Genomic DNA, 16,853 nt, shown 5'->3' with positions numbered 1-16,853 from the left:
GGCGGGGCTCATTTGGCGGTGATGTCGGTCAGGTCGGCGAGAATCTCGGAGGCGATGACGGGGTCGATCTCGCCGAGGCGGTGCGGGTATGTGCGGCTGCCCCAGTAGTCACCGGGGGCGGTGTCGATCCATATGGTCTCGAGGGTCTGGTCGGGAAACTCGTTGACCATGCCGACGGCGATGCCGTCGTCGAGGGCGATGACGAGGTGGCGGTCGCGGGCGATCGGGCGGGAGAACCAGCGTTCCACGCCGTTGTCCTCGGGCGTGCCGCGTTCCCAGCCGCGCTTGGTGAGGCCGAGGAGTTTGCCGACGGGGACGGTGACGCCCTCGAAGCGGGTCAGCCGGTGGCCGGTGGCCTCCGTGTCGGTGAAGGCGTGCACGGGGCGCCCGAGCTGCGGGAAGGGCTGGAGGATCTCGTAGTCGGCGAAGAGGTCGGCCCAGGCCTCGAGTTCGTCTCCCAGATGGAGGGGGTGGGCGAGGCGCACGGTGGCGTCGGCGGGGAGGGACCATGCGTCGTCGTGGACGTCGGCGAGGGTGAGGTCCTCGGCGACACGGAACGCGGTCACCGTGCCGTCGCCGTCGCCGTCGCCGAGCCAGACCAGGCGGCGCACCAGGTGGCGCAGAAGGGGGTGTGCGACGAGCAGTTCGCGGAACTCGGCGGCGGTCCAGGAACGGCCGGTGACCATGGCGGCCTCCAGGCGGCGCAGCTGGTCGGAGGCGATCGTCCGGACCTCCTTCTTGAGGGCGGCGAACCGCTTGCGCTCGGCGGGGGCGAGTTCCGGATCGTCCTTGACGCCCGGGGCCGGCAGGGCCTTGCGGAGCTTGCCGGTCTCGTCTCGGACACAGGGGCGGAGCTGTTCGTCGAAGGTGACGGTGAAGCGGCGCGGGCCGTAGTCGATGACGGTGCTGCCGTCGTCGGCGAGGCCGAGGTCGGGGACCAGCCGGTCGGCGAGCTGGTCGGTGGTGAGGCCGAGTCCTTCGGCGACCTCGTCGATCTTCTCCCGGGCCCGCTTCTTGAGGGCCTTGAACGGCACCCGCTGGGAGATGCCGTGCAGATGGCGCAGGGCGGTGTCGGTGCCGATCGCGGCGAGGACGGTGAGGCCCTCGACGGCCCGGTGGTGGGCGTTCTCACCGGGCCAGGCACGCACGAGGGGGGTGAGACGGCGGACGGTCTCGTCGTCCCCGAGGAGGCCGAGGGCGTGGAGGACCCAGCTGTCCTTGGCCGGCATGCCGTGGAACCGCCACGTCTCGAAGAGGGCCCAGGCGAACTCGGCGAGGGAGCCGGCGTCGCAGTGCTCGGTGACGGTGGCGAGGCCGGGGTAGACGTCACCGGGCTTGGAGATCTGCAGCATGGTCGTCACGTGGCGGACGGCGTCGGCGGGCAGGGCGCCGCGGCCGCCGGTGAGCCGGATCTGCGGGAACAGGGCGGGGTCGGCCCAGGTGCAGGGGGACGGCATCCTCGCCGGGAGGGCGGCCTCCAGCGGATCGCCGGCGAGGAGGTCGGCGACGATCTCCTCGGCCTCGGCGCCGCAGCCGGCGGTGCTCTCCCGCACGGCCTCGGCGCCCACCTCCGCGGCGAGTTGCCGCAGGGCGTGTTCGGCGTGGGTGCGGGACGTGCCCGTCGGGCCGACGGCGTCGGGCACGAGGAAGGCTGCCGCGGCCCGGCCGTGGCGGCGGAGCCAGGCGAGAACCGTGGGCCTCAGCGACTGGCGGCGCACCAGCCACTCGGCCATCTGCCGGGCCACCTCGACGCTGCGGTAGGGCAGCAGCAGGCCGCCGGCGGTGGCCGGGTGGCGGGCGGCGAGCCGGCTCAGCATCGGCAGGGCGTGCAGGCCGTGGCGGGCGGCGACGGGCCTGAGGTGGCTCTCGGTGTCCCAGACGCGCTCGGGGGCGAAGGCGTCGAGCAGTGGGCGTACGACGTCCTCGGGGCCGGTGACGAAGAGGCGGGCGGCGTGGATGTTGCCCCGCCACGTCCCCTGCTGCATCTGCTGGATCTCGCGGGACCAGTCGTACTCGCGCCACCAGGGGGTTTCGGCGACGGCGGTGGCCGCCCAGTCCTCCTGTTCCCCGGGCTTCCAGGCCACCTCGGCCTGCGGCGCCCCGGGGACGTCGCGGGCCACGCGGGCCTTGCGGCTGGTGCGCTTCCGGGTCCACGGCGGGGCGACCAGCAGGGCGGGGAGCGCCTCCGCAGGCGCTTCCGCGTCCCGTTCGCCTCGCCCCAGCAGTGGGGCGACGACGGCTGCGGACGCCTCGGGCAGGGTGGGCAACGTCTCCTTCGTGAGCTCCGGGTGGGTCGCCACGTGCAGGGGCAGCAACATCCGGGAGAGGGAGGCCTGTTCGCTGTCGCCCGCCGCGGCGGCGGAGAGCAGCCGCAGGGCCCGCCGAGGGTAGCGGTTCATGGCGTCGAGCAGGGCGGGGCGGACATTGCGGTCGCCGCCCTTCTCCAGCAGCAGGCGGAAGGCGTCGTCGGTGGGCAGTTCGGCGGCCCAGCCCGCGACGGCCCGGTGTCCGTCGGATCCGTAGGCTCCGTCGAACGCGTCCTCCAGCAGGTACCCGACGACGGGACCGAGCCGGTTCGCGAGGGTGGCGAGCAGTCGGAGGTTCCAGCCGTTCCAGCCGAGTCGTGCTCCTTGGCCGATGCGGGCGATCTGCTCCGGCCGGTACAGGGAGAGAAGGAGCATGCGCCGCAGGGCGGAGTCGTTCGGTATCGGGCCGTCGCAGCACTCGTCGACCCAGGCATGCTCCTCGGGTACCAGGTAGGAGACCACGATGCGGCGCTCGGCGCTGTCCCGGAGGCCGGCGAGGGCCTCGACGGCCCGCCGTCGGGTCTCCTCGTCGGCCGCCGCGAGCAGGTCCCGGACACGGGCGGCGGTCTCCCACACGTGGTAGGCCCGGTAATCGGCCGTTCTCCGCAGCGCCGCGTCGTACCGCCGGGAACCTGCCTGCTTGTAATGGGGGTTGACGCATCCCAGCTCCACGACGGCACGAGCGGTGAACGGCAGGCCGTGTTCGGTCACGCAGGCGTCGACGAGCACGTCCACCATCGCGTGGTGCCAGCCGACGGCGATCTCCACGGCGGCTCCGAGCGGAGAGGGACTGCCCGCCCGGTGGGCCCGGCCCTCCTTCACCAGCTCCGGGTCGCTGCCGGAGGAGGAGAACATCTCCTCGAACCAGGCCGCCTCCTGCGCGTAGTGGCGAGCGGCCTTCTCCACCGCGTCCCCGGCCGGCTTCACGTCGGCCCGGAGCACGGGCAGGGCCCGCAGCCAGGCGGCGGGCATCTCGAACCGGTCCTCGTCGGCGATTTCCTGGTGCATGGCGCTGTTCCTCCCCGTCACCCGTCGCGCGGGGACCTCATGAGCAGTTGCCGATCACGTTAGACCTCGGCACTGACATTGATGCTGATACTCAGGTTCCGGTGGTCGTGGCTCGGGCACTGACTGACGCCCTGCTGGGCTGTCCTCAAGTTGTTCTGTCCGGCCGCCGGGACCTGTTCTCATGGCTCCGGCCGGGCGGAACATGACCTGATAGGAGCTTGGTCAGAAGCCCCCTCAATGTCCTGTCTGCGCCACCCGGCCGGCGCCCACCTTCGGCTGGGAAGGCAGCATCAGCATGACATCAGCGGTCGCGGACGACACCACGGACCAGATCGTGTTCGGCGGCGTCGCCTCCCACGCCGACACCATTCACGTCGCGGTCATCAGCGACAACGGCGGTCACCTCGCGGACGCCGAGTTCGCCACTGCCGCCGCCGGATACGCCGCGGCCCTGGCCTTCCTCAGCGCCCACGGCCACGTGAGGGCGATCGGGGTGGAAGGCACCGCCTCCTACGGGGCCGGCCTCACCCGCGCCGCCCGCTCGGCGGGCCTTGACATCGTCGAGGTCAACCGGCCCGACCGGGCCGAACGCCGCCGCATCGGCAAGTCCGACCCCATCGACGCCTACGCCGCCGCCCGCGCCGCCCTGTCCGGCCGGGCCTCCAGCTCGCCCAAGGACGACACCGTCGCCGGCATACGCGCCCTGCACAACGCCGCCCGCTCCGCCGTCAAGGCACGCACCGCCGCCCTCAACCAGATCACCCACATCCTCGTCACCGCGCCCGAGAGCATCCGCGCCAAGTTCGGGCAGCTCAAGGGCGCCGACCGGATCGACGCCCTGGCCCGGCTGCGACCGGCCGGGGACGCGGTCCACACAGCGGTCCTCACCGCGCTGAAGAGCCTCGCCCGGCGCGTCAGGGAACTCACCGCCGAACACCAGGCCCTGACCCGGGCCCTCGACAGTGAGGTCACCGTCCACAACCCCGGCCTGCGGGCCGCCTACGGCGTCGGCCCCGACACCGCCGCCCAGCTGCTGGTCACCGCCGGAGGCAATCCCGAACGCCTGCGGACCGAGGCGTCCTTCGCCGCCCTCTGCGGAGCCGCCCCCGTCCCCGCCTCCAGCGGCCGCACGAACCGGCACCGCCTCTCACGAGGCGGCGACCGGGCGGCCAACGCCGCCCTCTACCGCATCGCCCTGGTCCGCATGTCCAGCGATCCCCGCACCCGCGACTACGTGGCACGGCAGACCGCCGCCGGCCGAACCAAGAAGGAAATCATCCGGCTGCTGAAACGGGCCATCGCCCGGGAGATGTTCCGCTGCCTGACCACCACGGTCACCATCCCAAACATCGCCGACCTGCGCCCCCTGCGACAGTCGAAGAACATCACCCTCACCGCAGCGGCCCGCCACTTCGGAGTCTGGCCCGCCACGATCTCCACCCTCGAACGCGGAATCCGCCGAGACGACGACCTCGCCAACACCTACCGCGACTGGCTCACCGCCGCTTGACAGCCAATAGGAGCATCAACGGGCGGGCCCGTGCACGCCCGGCAGCGGCACATCCGCATCGCGGGATCCCCCGCCCCTCACGATCAACTCTCCTGCGCCGCCCGCGCTTTCGACCCGCATCAGGTGTACGGGGCACGGCCTTCCCGCGGATCGCCTCCTGCACCGATCGCCGCACCGGCGAGGTGCTGTGCGACCGGAAGGCCGACGGGGGCTCCGGCTTGGCTGTACGAGGCGGGCCGACGAGCGACTTTCCCGGGCAGCCCCGGGCATGACCTTGCGGATCGCTTTGACCAGGCCGCTGTGGCTGTCGGAGATGACCGGGCGGACGCCGCTCAGTCCGCGTTCCCGCAGGTGACGCAGGAACCGGATCCAGAAGGCTTCGGTCTCGCTGTCACCGGCCACGACGCCGACGACCTCGCGGCCGCCGTCCTGGGTGACGCTCCCCCAGCCCTCGGCCGGGGGTGCCCCCAGTGGCGATGACGATCGCCTGGAAGACGATGCGGTGGTCGACGCGGGCCTTGACGTAGGTGGCGTCGAGGAACAGGCGGGGGAAGCGGATGTGGCCCAGCGGACGGGTCCGGAAGGCGTCCAGTCGTTCGTCGAGGTCCGCGCGGATCCGGGAGACCCCGGATCTTGTTCCTGCTGCACGCCGGCATCCGAGGGGAACGGTGGCCGTAGGGTCCCGGCTTCGGTTTCCGTGGCTCGCAGACGATGCGGCAGAGGTTCAGGCCGACGCCACGTCTCCTGGGGACTTCGGCCGGTCGTCGCGAAGTCCGGAAGGCATGCGCGGCGCATACGAGGGTGACGCAAGCGCCGGTCGCCGACCCGTCCGGCAGAGGGCGGTGCCCGCCGCGGTCCTGATCGGCCACCCCTCTCTCCTCAGGGAACCCCTTCCCGGGTAAGGGCGTTGACAGGGGTTGCGGGGGAGGGATGAGGGGAACAGGACTGCCGGGCGGCCCGGTCCGCGGCCGTGCGGCGCCAGCAGCAGAAGCTGAAGCAGGCGATGCCCACGCCTGTGTCCGCCGACCTCCGTCAAGACGACCCGCAGCATAGCCGGGCCTCACCAGACCCTGTCCTGGTGGGCGGCTCAGCACGCGGGAACCGGTGGGCGTCGGCGGGTACTCGACCTGTTGCGGATCAGCCGAATCGCATGTCCGCCGCGCTTCACGCCGTCCCGTGATCACACACGAGCGATCATCACGTGCGAGAGAGCGGACCGGGGGCGCTCAGCACAAGCGCCGCGGCGAGTATCTGTGGCGGCTTCGTCGACATCGACTGCTGCTGGTCGAGCAGTGCGAGACGCTCCCGGAGCCGTACATCAAGCCCGGCAGCCTTGCGGTGGAGGCTCGCGGAGGACTCCTTGGGCTTCTCGCCCCTCCGTTCCTTCTCGGAGGCCGCAGCAGCGTCGAGGAGCAGCCGCTCCTTCTCGGAGGTCAGGCGCTCGGTCACCAGTTCGCGGGTCCTGACCAACTCTGCCAGGCGACGGGGCTGGACCTCGGCCAGATACGCGGGAAGCCGGTTGGCGATGATCCAGCTGGTCGCCTTGGCCTCGGCATCCGCGAGCCAGGGAAGACCACGCGCGATGTCGGCCGACGCGCCGTCGGGCGCATCGGCGCAGTCGAGGTAGGGCGCGGGGCCGGCCGGCCGCACAGTGCCGCGGCTGTCGACGTAGAGGTAGGCGAACCGCCGGGCCACCGACGCACCGGTGGCATCCGCGACCTCTTCGACCACCCCGACGAGAAGGTTCGGTTCTTCGAGCGTGGCCGAGACGAGGACGGTGCCCCGGTTGAGGGCGCCCTCGAAGGTCCGGATGGTCTCGGTCATGACGGCGTCGTGCAACGGGTGGCCGGGGACGAGCAGGTCGACGTGGGCGCGGGCGTCGGGCCGGACGCGGTCGAGGTCGAAGGTGACGTGATCGTAGCGGGTGGCGATGGGCCCGTCGCCTGCCGAGCGGACGCGCTGCGGCACGTGGGCTATCTCGTGGCGCCCCTGTTCGCGCGCGACGATCCGGCCGCCGAGCCGGGTGAAGGCGCCCTTGAAGACCGATGCGATGTCATGGGGCTGAAGACGTCGGGCGCGGGCTTCGTCCATCGCGGCACGCAAGGCGCGGAGATCGGCGTCCGAGAAGTGCTCCACAGCGAGCGCACGCTCGTCCAGGAGGTCCTTGAGGCCCTCTCCGACGGTGCTGTCGATGACCTCGTGCATCCGGTTCCTGACAGCCGGCTGCTCACCGTACTGGATGGCGTCGAGGAGCAGGTCCCGCAGCGGGGTCTCGGCGAACGCCTGCCCCAGGACGTCGAAGACCTTCCCGCCGTACGTCTCGCGCATCTGGTCGAGCTTCTCCAGCAGGCGCGTGAAGACCTCACCCTCGCGGGTGTTGGAGGCGACGAGGTTCCAGAGCCGGCAGACCTCCTCCTGGCCGATGCGGTGGATGCGGCCGAAGCGCTGCTCGATGCGGTTGGGGTTCCAGGGCAGGTCGTAGTTGACCATCAGGTGTGCGGCCTGCAGGTTGAGTCCCTCGCCGGCGGCGTCGGTGGCCAGCAGAATCCGCACATCACGGTTCTTGGTGAACTCCTCGGTGATCTGCCGGCGCTCCGCCCTGCGTACGCCGCCGTGGATGGCCCTGACGGCACCGGGCTCGCCCAGCAGCGACCCGATCTTGTCCTGCAGGTAGCGGAGGGTGTCGCGGTGCTCGGTGAAGATGATGAGTTTCCGGGGCCGGCCATGGGCGTCCGTCACCAGCGCGTGGTCGCGGAGGAGGGCGGACAGCTCGGTCCACTTGCGGTCCGTACCGGCCTCCCGGACCCGCTGCGCCGTCTTCACCAATGCCCTCAGCTCGATGAGCTCGGCGTCGAGTTCCTCGACCGTCTCCGCCGCCGTCGCGGCATCGAGCAGTTCCTCCTCCAGCTCTTCGATCTCTTCGGCGTTCAGCTCGTCAGTGTCGAAGTCGACTGGGTCGACGGTGGGCATGCTCTCGCGAGAGGTCCCGTCGAGGATCTCCTGCCTCTTGCGCTCCAGGCGCTCGGTACGCCGCACGAGGCTCCGGTGGATCGCCTCCGGGCTGGAGGCCAGGCGTCGCTGCAGAACGGTGAGCGCGAAGCCGACCGTGTTCCTGCGCTTGCCACCGATGCGGCCGGCGCGGTTCATGCCCTCACGGACATAGTGGGTGACGTCCTCGTACAGGTCGTACTCGAGTGCCGTGAGCTCGTAGGGGACGGTCTCCGCGATGCGCTCGGGAAAGAGCTTCCTGCCCTCGAAGGTGAGCAGGTCCTCCTTGATCATGCGCCGCATGATCCCGCTGACGTCGGCGCTCTTCCTCCGCCTGCCCTCGAACCGGTCACGGTCCAGCAGCGTGAGGAAGAACTGGAAGTCCTCCTCCTTCCCCGAGTGCGGGGTCGCCGTCATCAGGAGCAGGTGACGAGTGAGCTCGCCGAGGATCTCACCGAGCTGGAACCGCTTGGTCTTCTCCGCCTTGCCGCCGAAGTAGTGGGCACCCATGCGGTGCGCCTCGTCGACGACGATCAGGTCCCACTCCGTCTCCTGGAGCTGGGCCTTCAGGTGCTCGTTACGGGAGAGCTGATCCATGCGGGCGATGAGCAGCGGGTGGGTCTCGAAGACGTTGACATGGGGCTGGGAGTCGATGAGCTGGTTCGTGAGCAGGTCGAAACGGAGGCCGAACTTGAAGAAGAGCTCGTCCTGCCACTGATCGACCAGGCCTCCCGGGGCCACGATGAGGCACTGCTTGACGTCATCGCGCAGCAAGAGCTCCTTGATGTAGAGGCCAGCCATGATCGTCTTTCCCGCGCCCGGATCGTCGGCGAGCAGGAAGCGCAGCGGTGTACGGGGCAGGAGCTCGCCGTACACGGCGCGGATCTGGTGCGGGAGCGGCTGAACGTCACTGGTCGCCACGGCGAGCATCGGGTCGAACAAGCCGGCCAGTGAGATCCGCTGGGCTTCCGCGGCCAGTCTGAAGTCGCCGGCGGGCGCGTCGAAGGCGCGGCTGCCACGGTGCGCGACGCTCAGCCTGTCCTCGTCCTTGCGGAAGACGACCCGTTGGTCGAGGCCGCCCCCGGCGGTCTTGTAGGTCAGCTCGACCGCGTTCGCACCGTGCCACTGGGCGGCGATGACCGTGACTGCCTCCGCCGGTATGAGTCCGCTGATCCGCAGTCCCGGCTTGAGCTCCTCGAGCAGCACGTACACAACCTCCTGCTTGGCGGCCGGCGAACGCTACTCGGACGTTCCGGCGGTTCCCTGACCCCCGTCGACGTTCGCCGACCGGGGTCGCTAATCTTCCCAGAGGTTGTGCGAGTGGCGGGGGTAATGGAGCGAGAAGCACGTCAGCACCTGCGTGGTGTGGTGGAGGAGATCAGCGGGTGGCGCAAGCTCGCGGTGCAGATCGTCGAGCAGCGTAAGCCGGTCGAGACGGCGGCGGAGGACGCCGCCAGGCGACTCCTCGGGCGCGTGACGTCACTCGGGACCGGGAGCAGCACCGCATGGCGCGTACTGCAGCTCACGCCGTCTGATACCGACCTGGTGGCCTCCCTGGCCCGACGCCGGGCTCTTCCGGAGCTCAGTGCCCCTGTCCGGCAGGGCATCGACCAGTTGACCGGCGACGCGGACCGAGCGCTGACGGCCGTCCGGGCGCTGTTCGGCGCCCGCCGTCTGTTCTCGGGCAAGAGCCGCAAGAACGAAGCGGGGCAGGCTGCGGCCTACCTGGCCTCGCTGCACGAGCAGGTTGCGAGCACCCGGCTCGTCACCGACCTGGAAAGCCTGGCGGCTCGGAACGGAAGTGCCGTCCCCTCGGTCGGACTCCCGGCCCTCCTCGATGACGCCGTCGGCTTCGGCCACCGCCTCGGCGCCCGGGCCGAACTCGTCGAACGGCGTGAACTGGACGCCGCCAGGACCGCGCTCGCCGCGATGGACCGGGCCCTGCACCAAGAGAACGAGTTCAGGACGGCGGTCAGCGCCGCCGGCAATGCCGTCCGGCAGGCCGAGGTGCGCAAGCTGCTCGCCGAAATGCCCGTCGAACGGCTCAAGGACGCAACCAGCGGCCAGCTGCGCATCAATGCCCTGATCGATGCCGGAATCGGGAACGTGCAGCAGGTCCTCGACCAGAGATCACGGATTCGATCGCTTCCCGGAGTCGGTGAGACGACGGGCAACCGGATGGTCGGCGCCGCGCGGACCATCTGGCAGACCACGCTGGACGAGATGCCGGTCCGCATCGACATCAAGAACCGGTCCCAGGCCACCACGAAGCTCCTCACGGCGCTGCGGGCGTGGGACACGGCACGCTCGATCCGCAACGCGACAGCGGACCTCGCCGCCGCCGACGCGGTACGACCGCTCCTCCAGAGTCTCGATTCCCGGGCCTCCCACGTCGTTCTTGTCCCCCAAGCCCGGACCGTCGCCGAGTTGCGTGCCGCGCTGACGGCCGTTGAGCGCCGCGGGGCGTTGCTCAACGGTGGGGCCGACGTCGCAGACGGTGATCCCTGGGAGGATTTCAGCGCCCGGCCGGCCGATTACTACGCGATGCTCGCGGAGCTCGGATTCCTGGCGGACGACGCCGAGAAGAGCCAAGGGGACCTGCCGGCCGAGATCGTCGCCGCGGTCAGGGAACTCAAGCTCGACACCAGCCATCTCAAGGCGTCTCTCCGCGGCTACCAGTCATTCGGCGCACGCTTCGCGATCGTGCAGCGGAAGGTCATCATCGGCGACGAGATGGGCCTGGGGAAGACGGTCGAATCCCTTGCCGTGCTCACCCACTTGCACGCCAAAGGCTCCTTCCATTTCCTGGTGGTGTGTCCCGCCACCGTTGTGACCAACTGGGTGCGCGAAGTCCGGACGAAGTCCGACCTGCGCGCGTACCGCCTGCACGGGCCGGGTCGCGACGACGCGCTGAGGTCCTGGATCCGCAACGGCGGAGTCGCGGTCACCACCTACGACACCCTCGGTTGGATGGAGGGACGGATACCCGGACGCGCCGCACCCGCATGCCTGGTGTTCGACGAAGCGCACTACATCAAGAATCCGGATGCCCGACGCACCCAGCGTTCCACGGCCCTCATCCACGCATCGGAGCGAGCAGTCCTCCTGACCGGCACCCCGCTGGAGAACAGGATCGAGGAATTCCGCAATCTCGTCGGCTACCTCCGGCCGGACCTGTCGGTCAGTGCCTCGGAGCTCGCTCCTCGCCAGTTCCGGAAGCAGGTGGCCCCGGCTTACCTGCGGCGCAACCAGGAAGACGTCCTCACCGAGCTCCCGGAGCGGGTCGAGGTCGACGAGTGGATGCCGATGTCCAGCGTCGACGAGCAGCACTACCGCGCGGCTGTCATCGAAGGCAACTTCGCGGCCATGCGCCAGGCCGCCCTGCTCGCCGGCGTCAAATCCGAGAAGATGCAACGCCTCATCGACATCGTCCAGGAGGCGGAGGACAACAAGCGCAAGGTGCTGGTCTTCTCGTACTTCCGCAATGTCCTCGACGAAGTGGCGTCGGTCCTCCCGGGGAAGGTCTTCGGGCCCCTGACCGGTTCCGTGTCCGCCGCGAAGCGACAGAGCATGGTCGACGAGTTCTCCCAGGCCCCCCACGGGGCCGTCCTCGTCGCCCAGATCGTGGCGGGCGGCGTCGGTCTGAACATCCAGGCGGCGTCGGTCGTCGTGATCTGCGAACCCCAGCTCAAGCCGACGACCGAATGGCAGGCAATCGGCCGCTCCCACAGGATGGGGCAGCTGGAGTCGGTACAAGTACACCGCCTGCTCTCCGAAGAAGGCGTCGACCAACGCATCATCGAGATACTGGCGCGCAAGAATCAACTCTTCGCGGAGTTCGCCCGCGTCTCCGAAACCGCTGACAGCGCCCCGGAAGCGTTCGATATCACGGACGCCGAGCTGGCGCGGGAGATCGTGGCGGCCGAGCGTGAACGCCTGCTCACTGGCGGCTGACGGACGCGGGGCACGTTTCTCACTTGGTACGGCCGGAGATCACTCCTCCAGTCACGGATGTCGCGGAACTATCCGAGAAACGACAACCGCACCGTACGGTCGTGATTCGAGACGTTCGTGTCGACCAGGCACACCGACTGCCAGGTGCCCAGTTCCAGCCGTCCGTCCACCACCGGGAGCGTCGCGTGGGGCGGGACGAGGGCGGGCAGGACGTGGTCGCGGCCGTGGCCGGGGCTGCCGTGGCGGTGCTGCCAGCGGTCGTCGGCGGGCAGCAGGGTGTGCAGGGCGGCCAGGAGGTCGTCGTCGCTGCCGGCGCCGGTCTCGATGATGGCGATCCCGGCCGTGGCGTGCGGCACGAAGACGTTCAGCAGGCCGTCCCGGCCGGCCGCCGTCTCCCGCAGGAAGGACTCGCAGTCGCCGGTGATGTCGACGACCCTCTCGTCGGAGCCGGTGGCGATGTTCAGGACTCGGGTGGTGAAGGCATCGGACATGTGCTCCATCCTGGCCCATGCGCCGGGGTTCCCGCGGGAGCGCCGACGGGAAGATCCACGGCCTCCGTACGGTTGGTGGAAGCGTGAACGACATGCGCGAGGTCGAGGTGGTCGTCATAGGCGCCGGTCAGGCCGGGTTGTCGAGCGCCTATCACCTGCGGCGGTCCGGGTTCGAGCCGGACCGCGGCTTCGTGGTGCTGGACCACTCCCCCGGCCCCGGCGGCGCCTGGCAGTTCCGGTGGCCGTCACTGACGTACGGCAAGGTGCACGGGATGCACGCGCTGCCCGGCATGGAGCTGGAGGGCGCCGATCCGGCACGGGCCTCCTCCGAGGTGATCGGCGAGTACTTCGACCGCTACGAGCGGACCTTCGGCCTGCGGGTACGGCGTCCGGTGGACGTACGGGCGGTGCGCGAGGGATCCGGCGGGCGGCTGCGGGTGGAGACCTCGGACGGCGACTGGTCGACGCGGGCGCTGATCAACGCCACCGGCACCTGGGACCGGCCGTTCTGGCCCCGCTTTCCGGGCCAGGAGACCTTTCGGGGACGGCAGTTGCACACGGCGCGGTACCCGGGACCGGAGGCGTTCGCCGGGCAGCGGGTGGTCGTGGTGGGCGGCGGCGCGTCGGGCACCCAGCACCTGTTGGAGATCGCGCCGTACGCGGCGGCCACGACCTGGGTGACCCGGCGGCCTCCGGTCTTCCGCGAGGGCCCCTTCGACGAGGAGGCGGGCCGGGCGGCCGTGGCGCTCGTCGAGGAGCGGGTGCGGCAGGGTCTGCCGCCGCGCAGTGTCGTCTCCGTGACGGGGCTGCCGCTCAACGATGTGATCCGCCGGGGTCTGGCGGACGGTGTGCTCGACCGGCGGCCCATGTTCGAGCGGATCACGCCCGACGGTGTGGAATGGGAGGACGGACGGCGGGTGGCGGCCGACGTCATCCTGTGGGCGACCGGTTTCCGGCCCGCCGTCGGGCATCTCGCTCCGCTGCGGCTGCGGGAGCCGGGCGGCGGCATCCGGGTCGAGGGCACGCGGGTGGTCGCCGATCCGCGGATCCATCTGGTCGGTTACGGCCCCTCGGCGAGCACCATCGGCGCCAACCGGGCCGGACGCGCGGCGGTGCGGGACATCAGGCGGCTGACGGCGCGGGAGGAGCGGGCCGCGGCGTGACGGCCGGGGGCGCGCCGCTCACTTCCTTCTTCGACGGTTCGTCCGTCTTCTTCCCCTGTGCGCCGGCCTCGGCGACGTTGCGCTGGTGTTCCGCGTAGTCGGCCGTGAAGCGGGTGTCACCCGGCTTGACGGTGACGAAGTAGAGCCAGTCGCCCGGAGTGGGGTTGATCGCGGCGCGCACCGCGTCCTCGCCGGGGTTGCCGATCGGGGTCGGGGGCAGCCCCATGCGCCGGTAGGAGTTGTAGGGGCTGTCGATCTCGGTGTCGGCGGCCGTCGTGCGCGGCGCCCCGCGGTTCAGGGCGTAGTCGACGGTGGAGTCCATCTGGAGCGGCATCCCGCGCTCCAGCCGGTTGAAGATCACCCGGGCCACCTTGCCCATGTCGGCCTTGGTGGCCGCCTCCGCCTGGACGATGCTCGCGACGGTGACCGCCTGGTAGACGTTCATCGCGTTGCGCTGCGCGCCGGCGGCGATCGGGGCTCCGTTGAACTTCTTGTCGGCGGTGTCGGCCATGCGGGACAGCAGCTTCTGCGGGGTCGCCTTCCCCTTCAGCGGATAGGTCGTCGGGAAGAGGTATCCCTCCGGGTCGCCCCCGGCCTCGTCGGGCAGCTTCAGGTCCGCCTTGGGGAGGGACTTCTTCGTGGTGCCGGCGGGCAGGTCGAGGACCTTGTCGACGGCGGCGTACACCTGGCTCGCGCGCCAGCCCTCCGGGATCACCAGGGTCGTGGGGCGGGAGTCGTCGTCGCCGTTCATGATCAGCAGCGGTACCGCCACGGCGGTGCCGGCCACGACGGCCCCGAGCGCCGCGAGGGCGAAACGGCCCCGGCGCGTCAGTCGGATCGTGCTCCGTGACGGAGTGTTCGTCTGCATGCGGGCACGGTAACCCGCATATCGCCACAAACCCGGCATATCTTCATCTTGTCGGCTCCAGTTGGGCGTCCCGGCGTACGAGGGCCGCGTAGCGCCCGCCACGCTCCAGCAGCTCTTCGTGCGTGCCGCGTTCGACCGCGCGGCCGGAGTCGAGGACCACGATCTGGTCGGCATTCCGGACGGTGGACAGCCGGTGGGCGATGGTGATCGTGGTGCGGTCGGCCGACAGCGCGTCGATGGCCTCCTGGACGGCGGCCTCGGTACGGGTGTCCAGGGCGCTGGTGGCCTCGTCGAGCACCAGGACCGGCGGGTCGCGCAGGATGGTGCGGGCGATCGCCAGCCGCTGCTTCTCACCGCCGGAGAACCGGTGGCCGCGCTCGCCGACCACCGTGTCGTACCCGTCGGGCAGGGCGGCGATGTGGTCGTGGATCTGCGCGGCCCGCGCCGCCGCGTGCAGCTCCTCGTCGGTGGCGTCCGGCTTGGCGAAGCGCAGGTTGTCCGCGACCGAGGCGTGGAAGAGGTACGTCTCCTGGGAGACGACGCCCACCGCGCGGGCCAGCGTGTCGAAGTCGAGGTCGCGGACGTCGACGCCGTCGAGGGTGACCCGGCCGCCCGTGACGTCGTACAGCCGTGGCACGAGGTGACCGAGGGTGGACTTGCCGGCGCCGGTCGGCCCGACCACGGCGAGGCTGCCGCCCGGGGGGACGGTGATGTCGATGCCGTCGAGGACGGGGCCGCTCTTGTCGTATCCGAAGGTGACGCCCTCGAAGCGGACCTCGCCCTTGACCCGGTCGAGGTGGACCGGGTCCTCGCGCTCGGTGATGTCGATCGGGAGGTCGAGGTACTCGAAGATGCGCTGGAAGAGCGCGAGCGACGTCTGGATCTGGACGCCGGTGGACAGCAGGCTCACGGCCGGGCGGAACAGCCCCTGCTGGAGCGAGACGAAGGCGACGATGGTGCCGATGGAGACCTCGGGGCCGCCCGTCCGCAGGGCGATGCCGGCCGTCCAGTAGATGATCGCCGGCATGGCGGCCATGACGATCGTGATGACGGCCATGCGCCAGCGGCCGGCCATGTTCGACCGGACCTCCAGGTCGACCAGCCGCTCGGACTCGTCCGAGAAGGCGCCGGTCAGGGAGTCGGAGCGGCCCATGGTGCGGCCGAGCAGGATGCCGCTGACCGAGAGCGACTCGGTGACCGTGGCGGCCATCGCCGCCATCTGCTTCTGGCGCTGGGTGGTGATCTTCTTGCGTTCATTGCCGACGCGGCGGCTGATCCAGACGAACACCGGCAGCAGGACCAGCGAGACCACGGTCAGCCGCCAGTCGAGCGCCAGCATCGCGACGACGGTGGCGACCACACTGGTGAGGTTGGAGACCAGGGACGTCGCCGTGGAGGTCACGGTGGCCTGCATGCCGCCGATGTCGTTGGCGATGCGGGACTGGACCTCACCGGTGCGGGTGCGGGTGAAGAAGGCGAGCGACATGCGCTGGAGCCGGCCGTAGACGGCGGTGCGCAGGTCGTGCATCACGCGCTGGCCCACGGTGGTCGAGATCAGGGTCTGCAGCACGCCGAAGACGCTGGTGAGGACGGCGCTGAGGATCATGCCGAGCGCGAGCAGGCTGAGCAGCCCGGTACGGCCCTCGGGGATGGCGACGTCGAGGATCGCCTTCAGCAGGAACGGGGTGGCCACCGAGACCAGCGAGGCGGCGCCGACGAGCAGGCCGACGATCGCGAGGCGGCCCCGGTAGGGACGGAAGAGCCTCAGGATGCGCCGCACCTGCCGGGGCTGCTCCTCGGCGCCGGCGGGCGGGGTCCAGGCGGGTTCGTGGTCGGGGTGCATGGTCTCCTTCGGTGAGGGTGCCCGGTGATCCGGGAGCGGGATGAGCACAGCTCATTGTTACCTATACTCACAATGAACGGCATCCTGATATTGTTCCCGTATGACCGCCCCCGATCCCGACGGCCTGCTGGCCGAGCAGTTGCTTCGGCTGACCCGCCGGGTGCACCGCATCCAGAAGCGCCATCTGGAGGGGCGCGAACTCGGTATCACTCCTGCCCAGTCACGGCTGCTGCGCACCCTCGCACACTACGGTTCACCGCCCCGCATGGCCGATCTGGCCGAGCGGCTGGAGGTGGTCCCCCGCGCCGTCACCACACTGGTCGACGGGCTGGAGGCGAACGGCAAGGTACGGCGGGTACCGGATCCGGCCAATCGGCGGGTGATCCGGATCGAGCTCACCGACGACGGGCGCGCGGCCCTGCGCGAACTGCGCGCCGCGCGCCGGTCCGCCGCGGAGGAGATCCTGGCCCCGCTGGGGGAAGCCCAGCGCGAGGCACTGGGCGAGTTGCTGGACATCCTGATCGACGGGGCGGTTCCCACGCGGTGCGGCGACGCGTCCGTATGACCCGTGTGACGTGACGGTACGGCGGTGCCGGCCGCCCGGACCGCCGGTTCTGTGCGCTCGTGCGGAAAACCGTTTGCCTCCCGGTACGTAGCGGGGTCAACCTGTCACGGTTTGCTGCCGCCGTCCCCGGACTGCGCGCACCTCCGTCTTTCCCCGT

The 16,853-nt window shown here is 70.5% G+C and carries 9 protein-coding genes and 1 pseudogene; 4 read left to right on the top strand and 6 right to left on the bottom strand.

Going from position 1 to position 16,853, the window contains the following annotated elements; genetic code table 11:
* Positions 1-8 precede the first annotated feature (8 nt).
* On the bottom strand, positions 9-3,314 hold the full coding sequence (locus IH50_RS0123405; protein WP_051767419.1) for a DUF4132 domain-containing protein: 3,306 nt from the start codon (positions 3,312-3,314) through the stop codon (positions 9-11).
* A gap of 295 nt (positions 3,315-3,609) precedes the next feature.
* Here IH50_RS0123405 and IH50_RS0123400 point away from each other — a divergent pair, with 295 nt between their 5' ends.
* Complete coding sequence (locus IH50_RS0123400) at positions 3,610-4,824, top strand: IS110 family transposase (protein ID WP_030865630.1); 1,215 nt, start codon at positions 3,610-3,612, stop codon at positions 4,822-4,824.
* Between the two features lie 255 nt (positions 4,825-5,079).
* On the opposite strand, the pseudogene IH50_RS40025 reads toward IH50_RS0123400, so the two are convergent.
* A pseudogene (locus tag IH50_RS40025) lies at positions 5,080-5,461 on the bottom strand (transposase); the annotation flags it as partial.
* Positions 5,462-6,021: 560 nt separating this feature from the next.
* On the bottom strand, positions 6,022-9,018 hold the full coding sequence (locus IH50_RS0123395; RefSeq protein ID WP_234328228.1) for a helicase-related protein: 2,997 nt from the start codon (positions 9,016-9,018) through the stop codon (positions 6,022-6,024).
* Positions 9,019-9,180: 162 nt separating this feature from the next.
* Between IH50_RS0123395 and IH50_RS0123390 the strand changes: the two genes are divergently transcribed.
* Positions 9,181-11,766, top strand: coding sequence for a DEAD/DEAH box helicase (locus IH50_RS0123390; protein ID WP_234328227.1), 2,586 nt, complete (start codon positions 9,181-9,183; stop codon positions 11,764-11,766).
* Positions 11,767-11,834: 68 nt separating this feature from the next.
* Here IH50_RS0123390 and IH50_RS0123385 read toward each other — a convergent pair whose 3' ends face one another.
* Positions 11,835-12,257 carry a secondary thiamine-phosphate synthase enzyme YjbQ gene (locus tag IH50_RS0123385; RefSeq protein WP_030865621.1) on the bottom strand — a complete coding sequence of 141 codons (423 nt, stop codon included), beginning with the start codon at positions 12,255-12,257 and terminating at the stop codon, positions 11,835-11,837.
* A 92-nt stretch (positions 12,258-12,349) separates the two neighbouring features.
* Here IH50_RS0123385 and IH50_RS0123380 point away from each other — a divergent pair, with 92 nt between their 5' ends.
* Complete coding sequence (locus IH50_RS0123380) at positions 12,350-13,420, top strand: NAD(P)-binding domain-containing protein (RefSeq protein WP_030865619.1); 1,071 nt, start codon at positions 12,350-12,352, stop codon at positions 13,418-13,420.
* Here IH50_RS0123380 and mltG read toward each other — a convergent pair.
* Both mltG and IH50_RS0123370 read right to left on the bottom strand, forming a co-directional pair.
* Positions 13,380-14,288: an endolytic transglycosylase MltG gene (gene mltG, locus IH50_RS0123375; RefSeq protein ID WP_078914076.1), complete on the bottom strand. Its 909-nt coding sequence runs from the start codon at positions 14,286-14,288 to the stop codon at positions 13,380-13,382. The two genes, IH50_RS0123380 and mltG, sit on opposite strands and share 41 nt — an antisense overlap.
* A gap of 43 nt (positions 14,289-14,331) precedes the next feature.
* Positions 14,332-16,131 (bottom strand): ABC transporter ATP-binding protein, encoded by a 1,800-nt coding sequence (locus IH50_RS0123370; protein ID WP_030865613.1) that lies wholly within the window; start codon positions 16,129-16,131, stop codon positions 14,332-14,334.
* A 100-nt stretch (positions 16,132-16,231) separates the two neighbouring features.
* On the opposite strand from IH50_RS0123370, the gene IH50_RS0123365 reads away from it, so the two are divergent.
* Entirely contained in the window at positions 16,232-16,696 is a 465-nt protein-coding gene (locus tag IH50_RS0123365; RefSeq protein ID WP_030865612.1) for a MarR family winged helix-turn-helix transcriptional regulator, read from the top strand.
* The last annotated feature ends 157 nt before the right edge of the window (positions 16,697-16,853 follow it).

This window comes from Streptomyces sp. NRRL S-37 (genome assembly GCF_000721605.1).
Taxonomy (GTDB): Bacteria; Actinomycetota; Actinomycetes; order Streptomycetales; family Streptomycetaceae; genus Streptomyces.
The sequence above is the reverse complement of the archived record's forward strand: the minus strand, read 5'-3'. Positions and strand labels throughout refer to the sequence as shown.

What these genes read in the sequence shown, in the direction of transcription:
- IH50_RS0123365 (WP_030865612.1), top strand. Translation starts at nt 16,232, where the DNA reads ATGACCGCCCCCGATCCCGACGGCCTGCTGGCCGAGCAGTTGCTTCGG.
- IH50_RS0123380 (WP_030865619.1), top strand. Translation starts at nt 12,350, where the DNA reads ATGCGCGAGGTCGAGGTGGTCGTCATAGGCGCCGGTCAGGCCGGGTTG.
- IH50_RS0123370 (WP_030865613.1), bottom strand. Translation starts at nt 16,131, where the DNA reads ATGCACCCCGACCACGAACCCGCCTGGACCCCGCCCGCCGGCGCCGAG.
- IH50_RS0123400 (WP_030865630.1), top strand. Translation starts at nt 3,610, where the DNA reads ATGACATCAGCGGTCGCGGACGACACCACGGACCAGATCGTGTTCGGC.
- IH50_RS0123385 (WP_030865621.1), bottom strand. Translation starts at nt 12,257, where the DNA reads ATGTCCGATGCCTTCACCACCCGAGTCCTGAACATCGCCACCGGCTCC.
- mltG (WP_078914076.1), bottom strand. Translation starts at nt 14,288, where the DNA reads ATGCAGACGAACACTCCGTCACGGAGCACGATCCGACTGACGCGCCGG.
- IH50_RS0123405 (WP_051767419.1), bottom strand. Translation starts at nt 3,314, where the DNA reads ATGCACCAGGAAATCGCCGACGAGGACCGGTTCGAGATGCCCGCCGCC.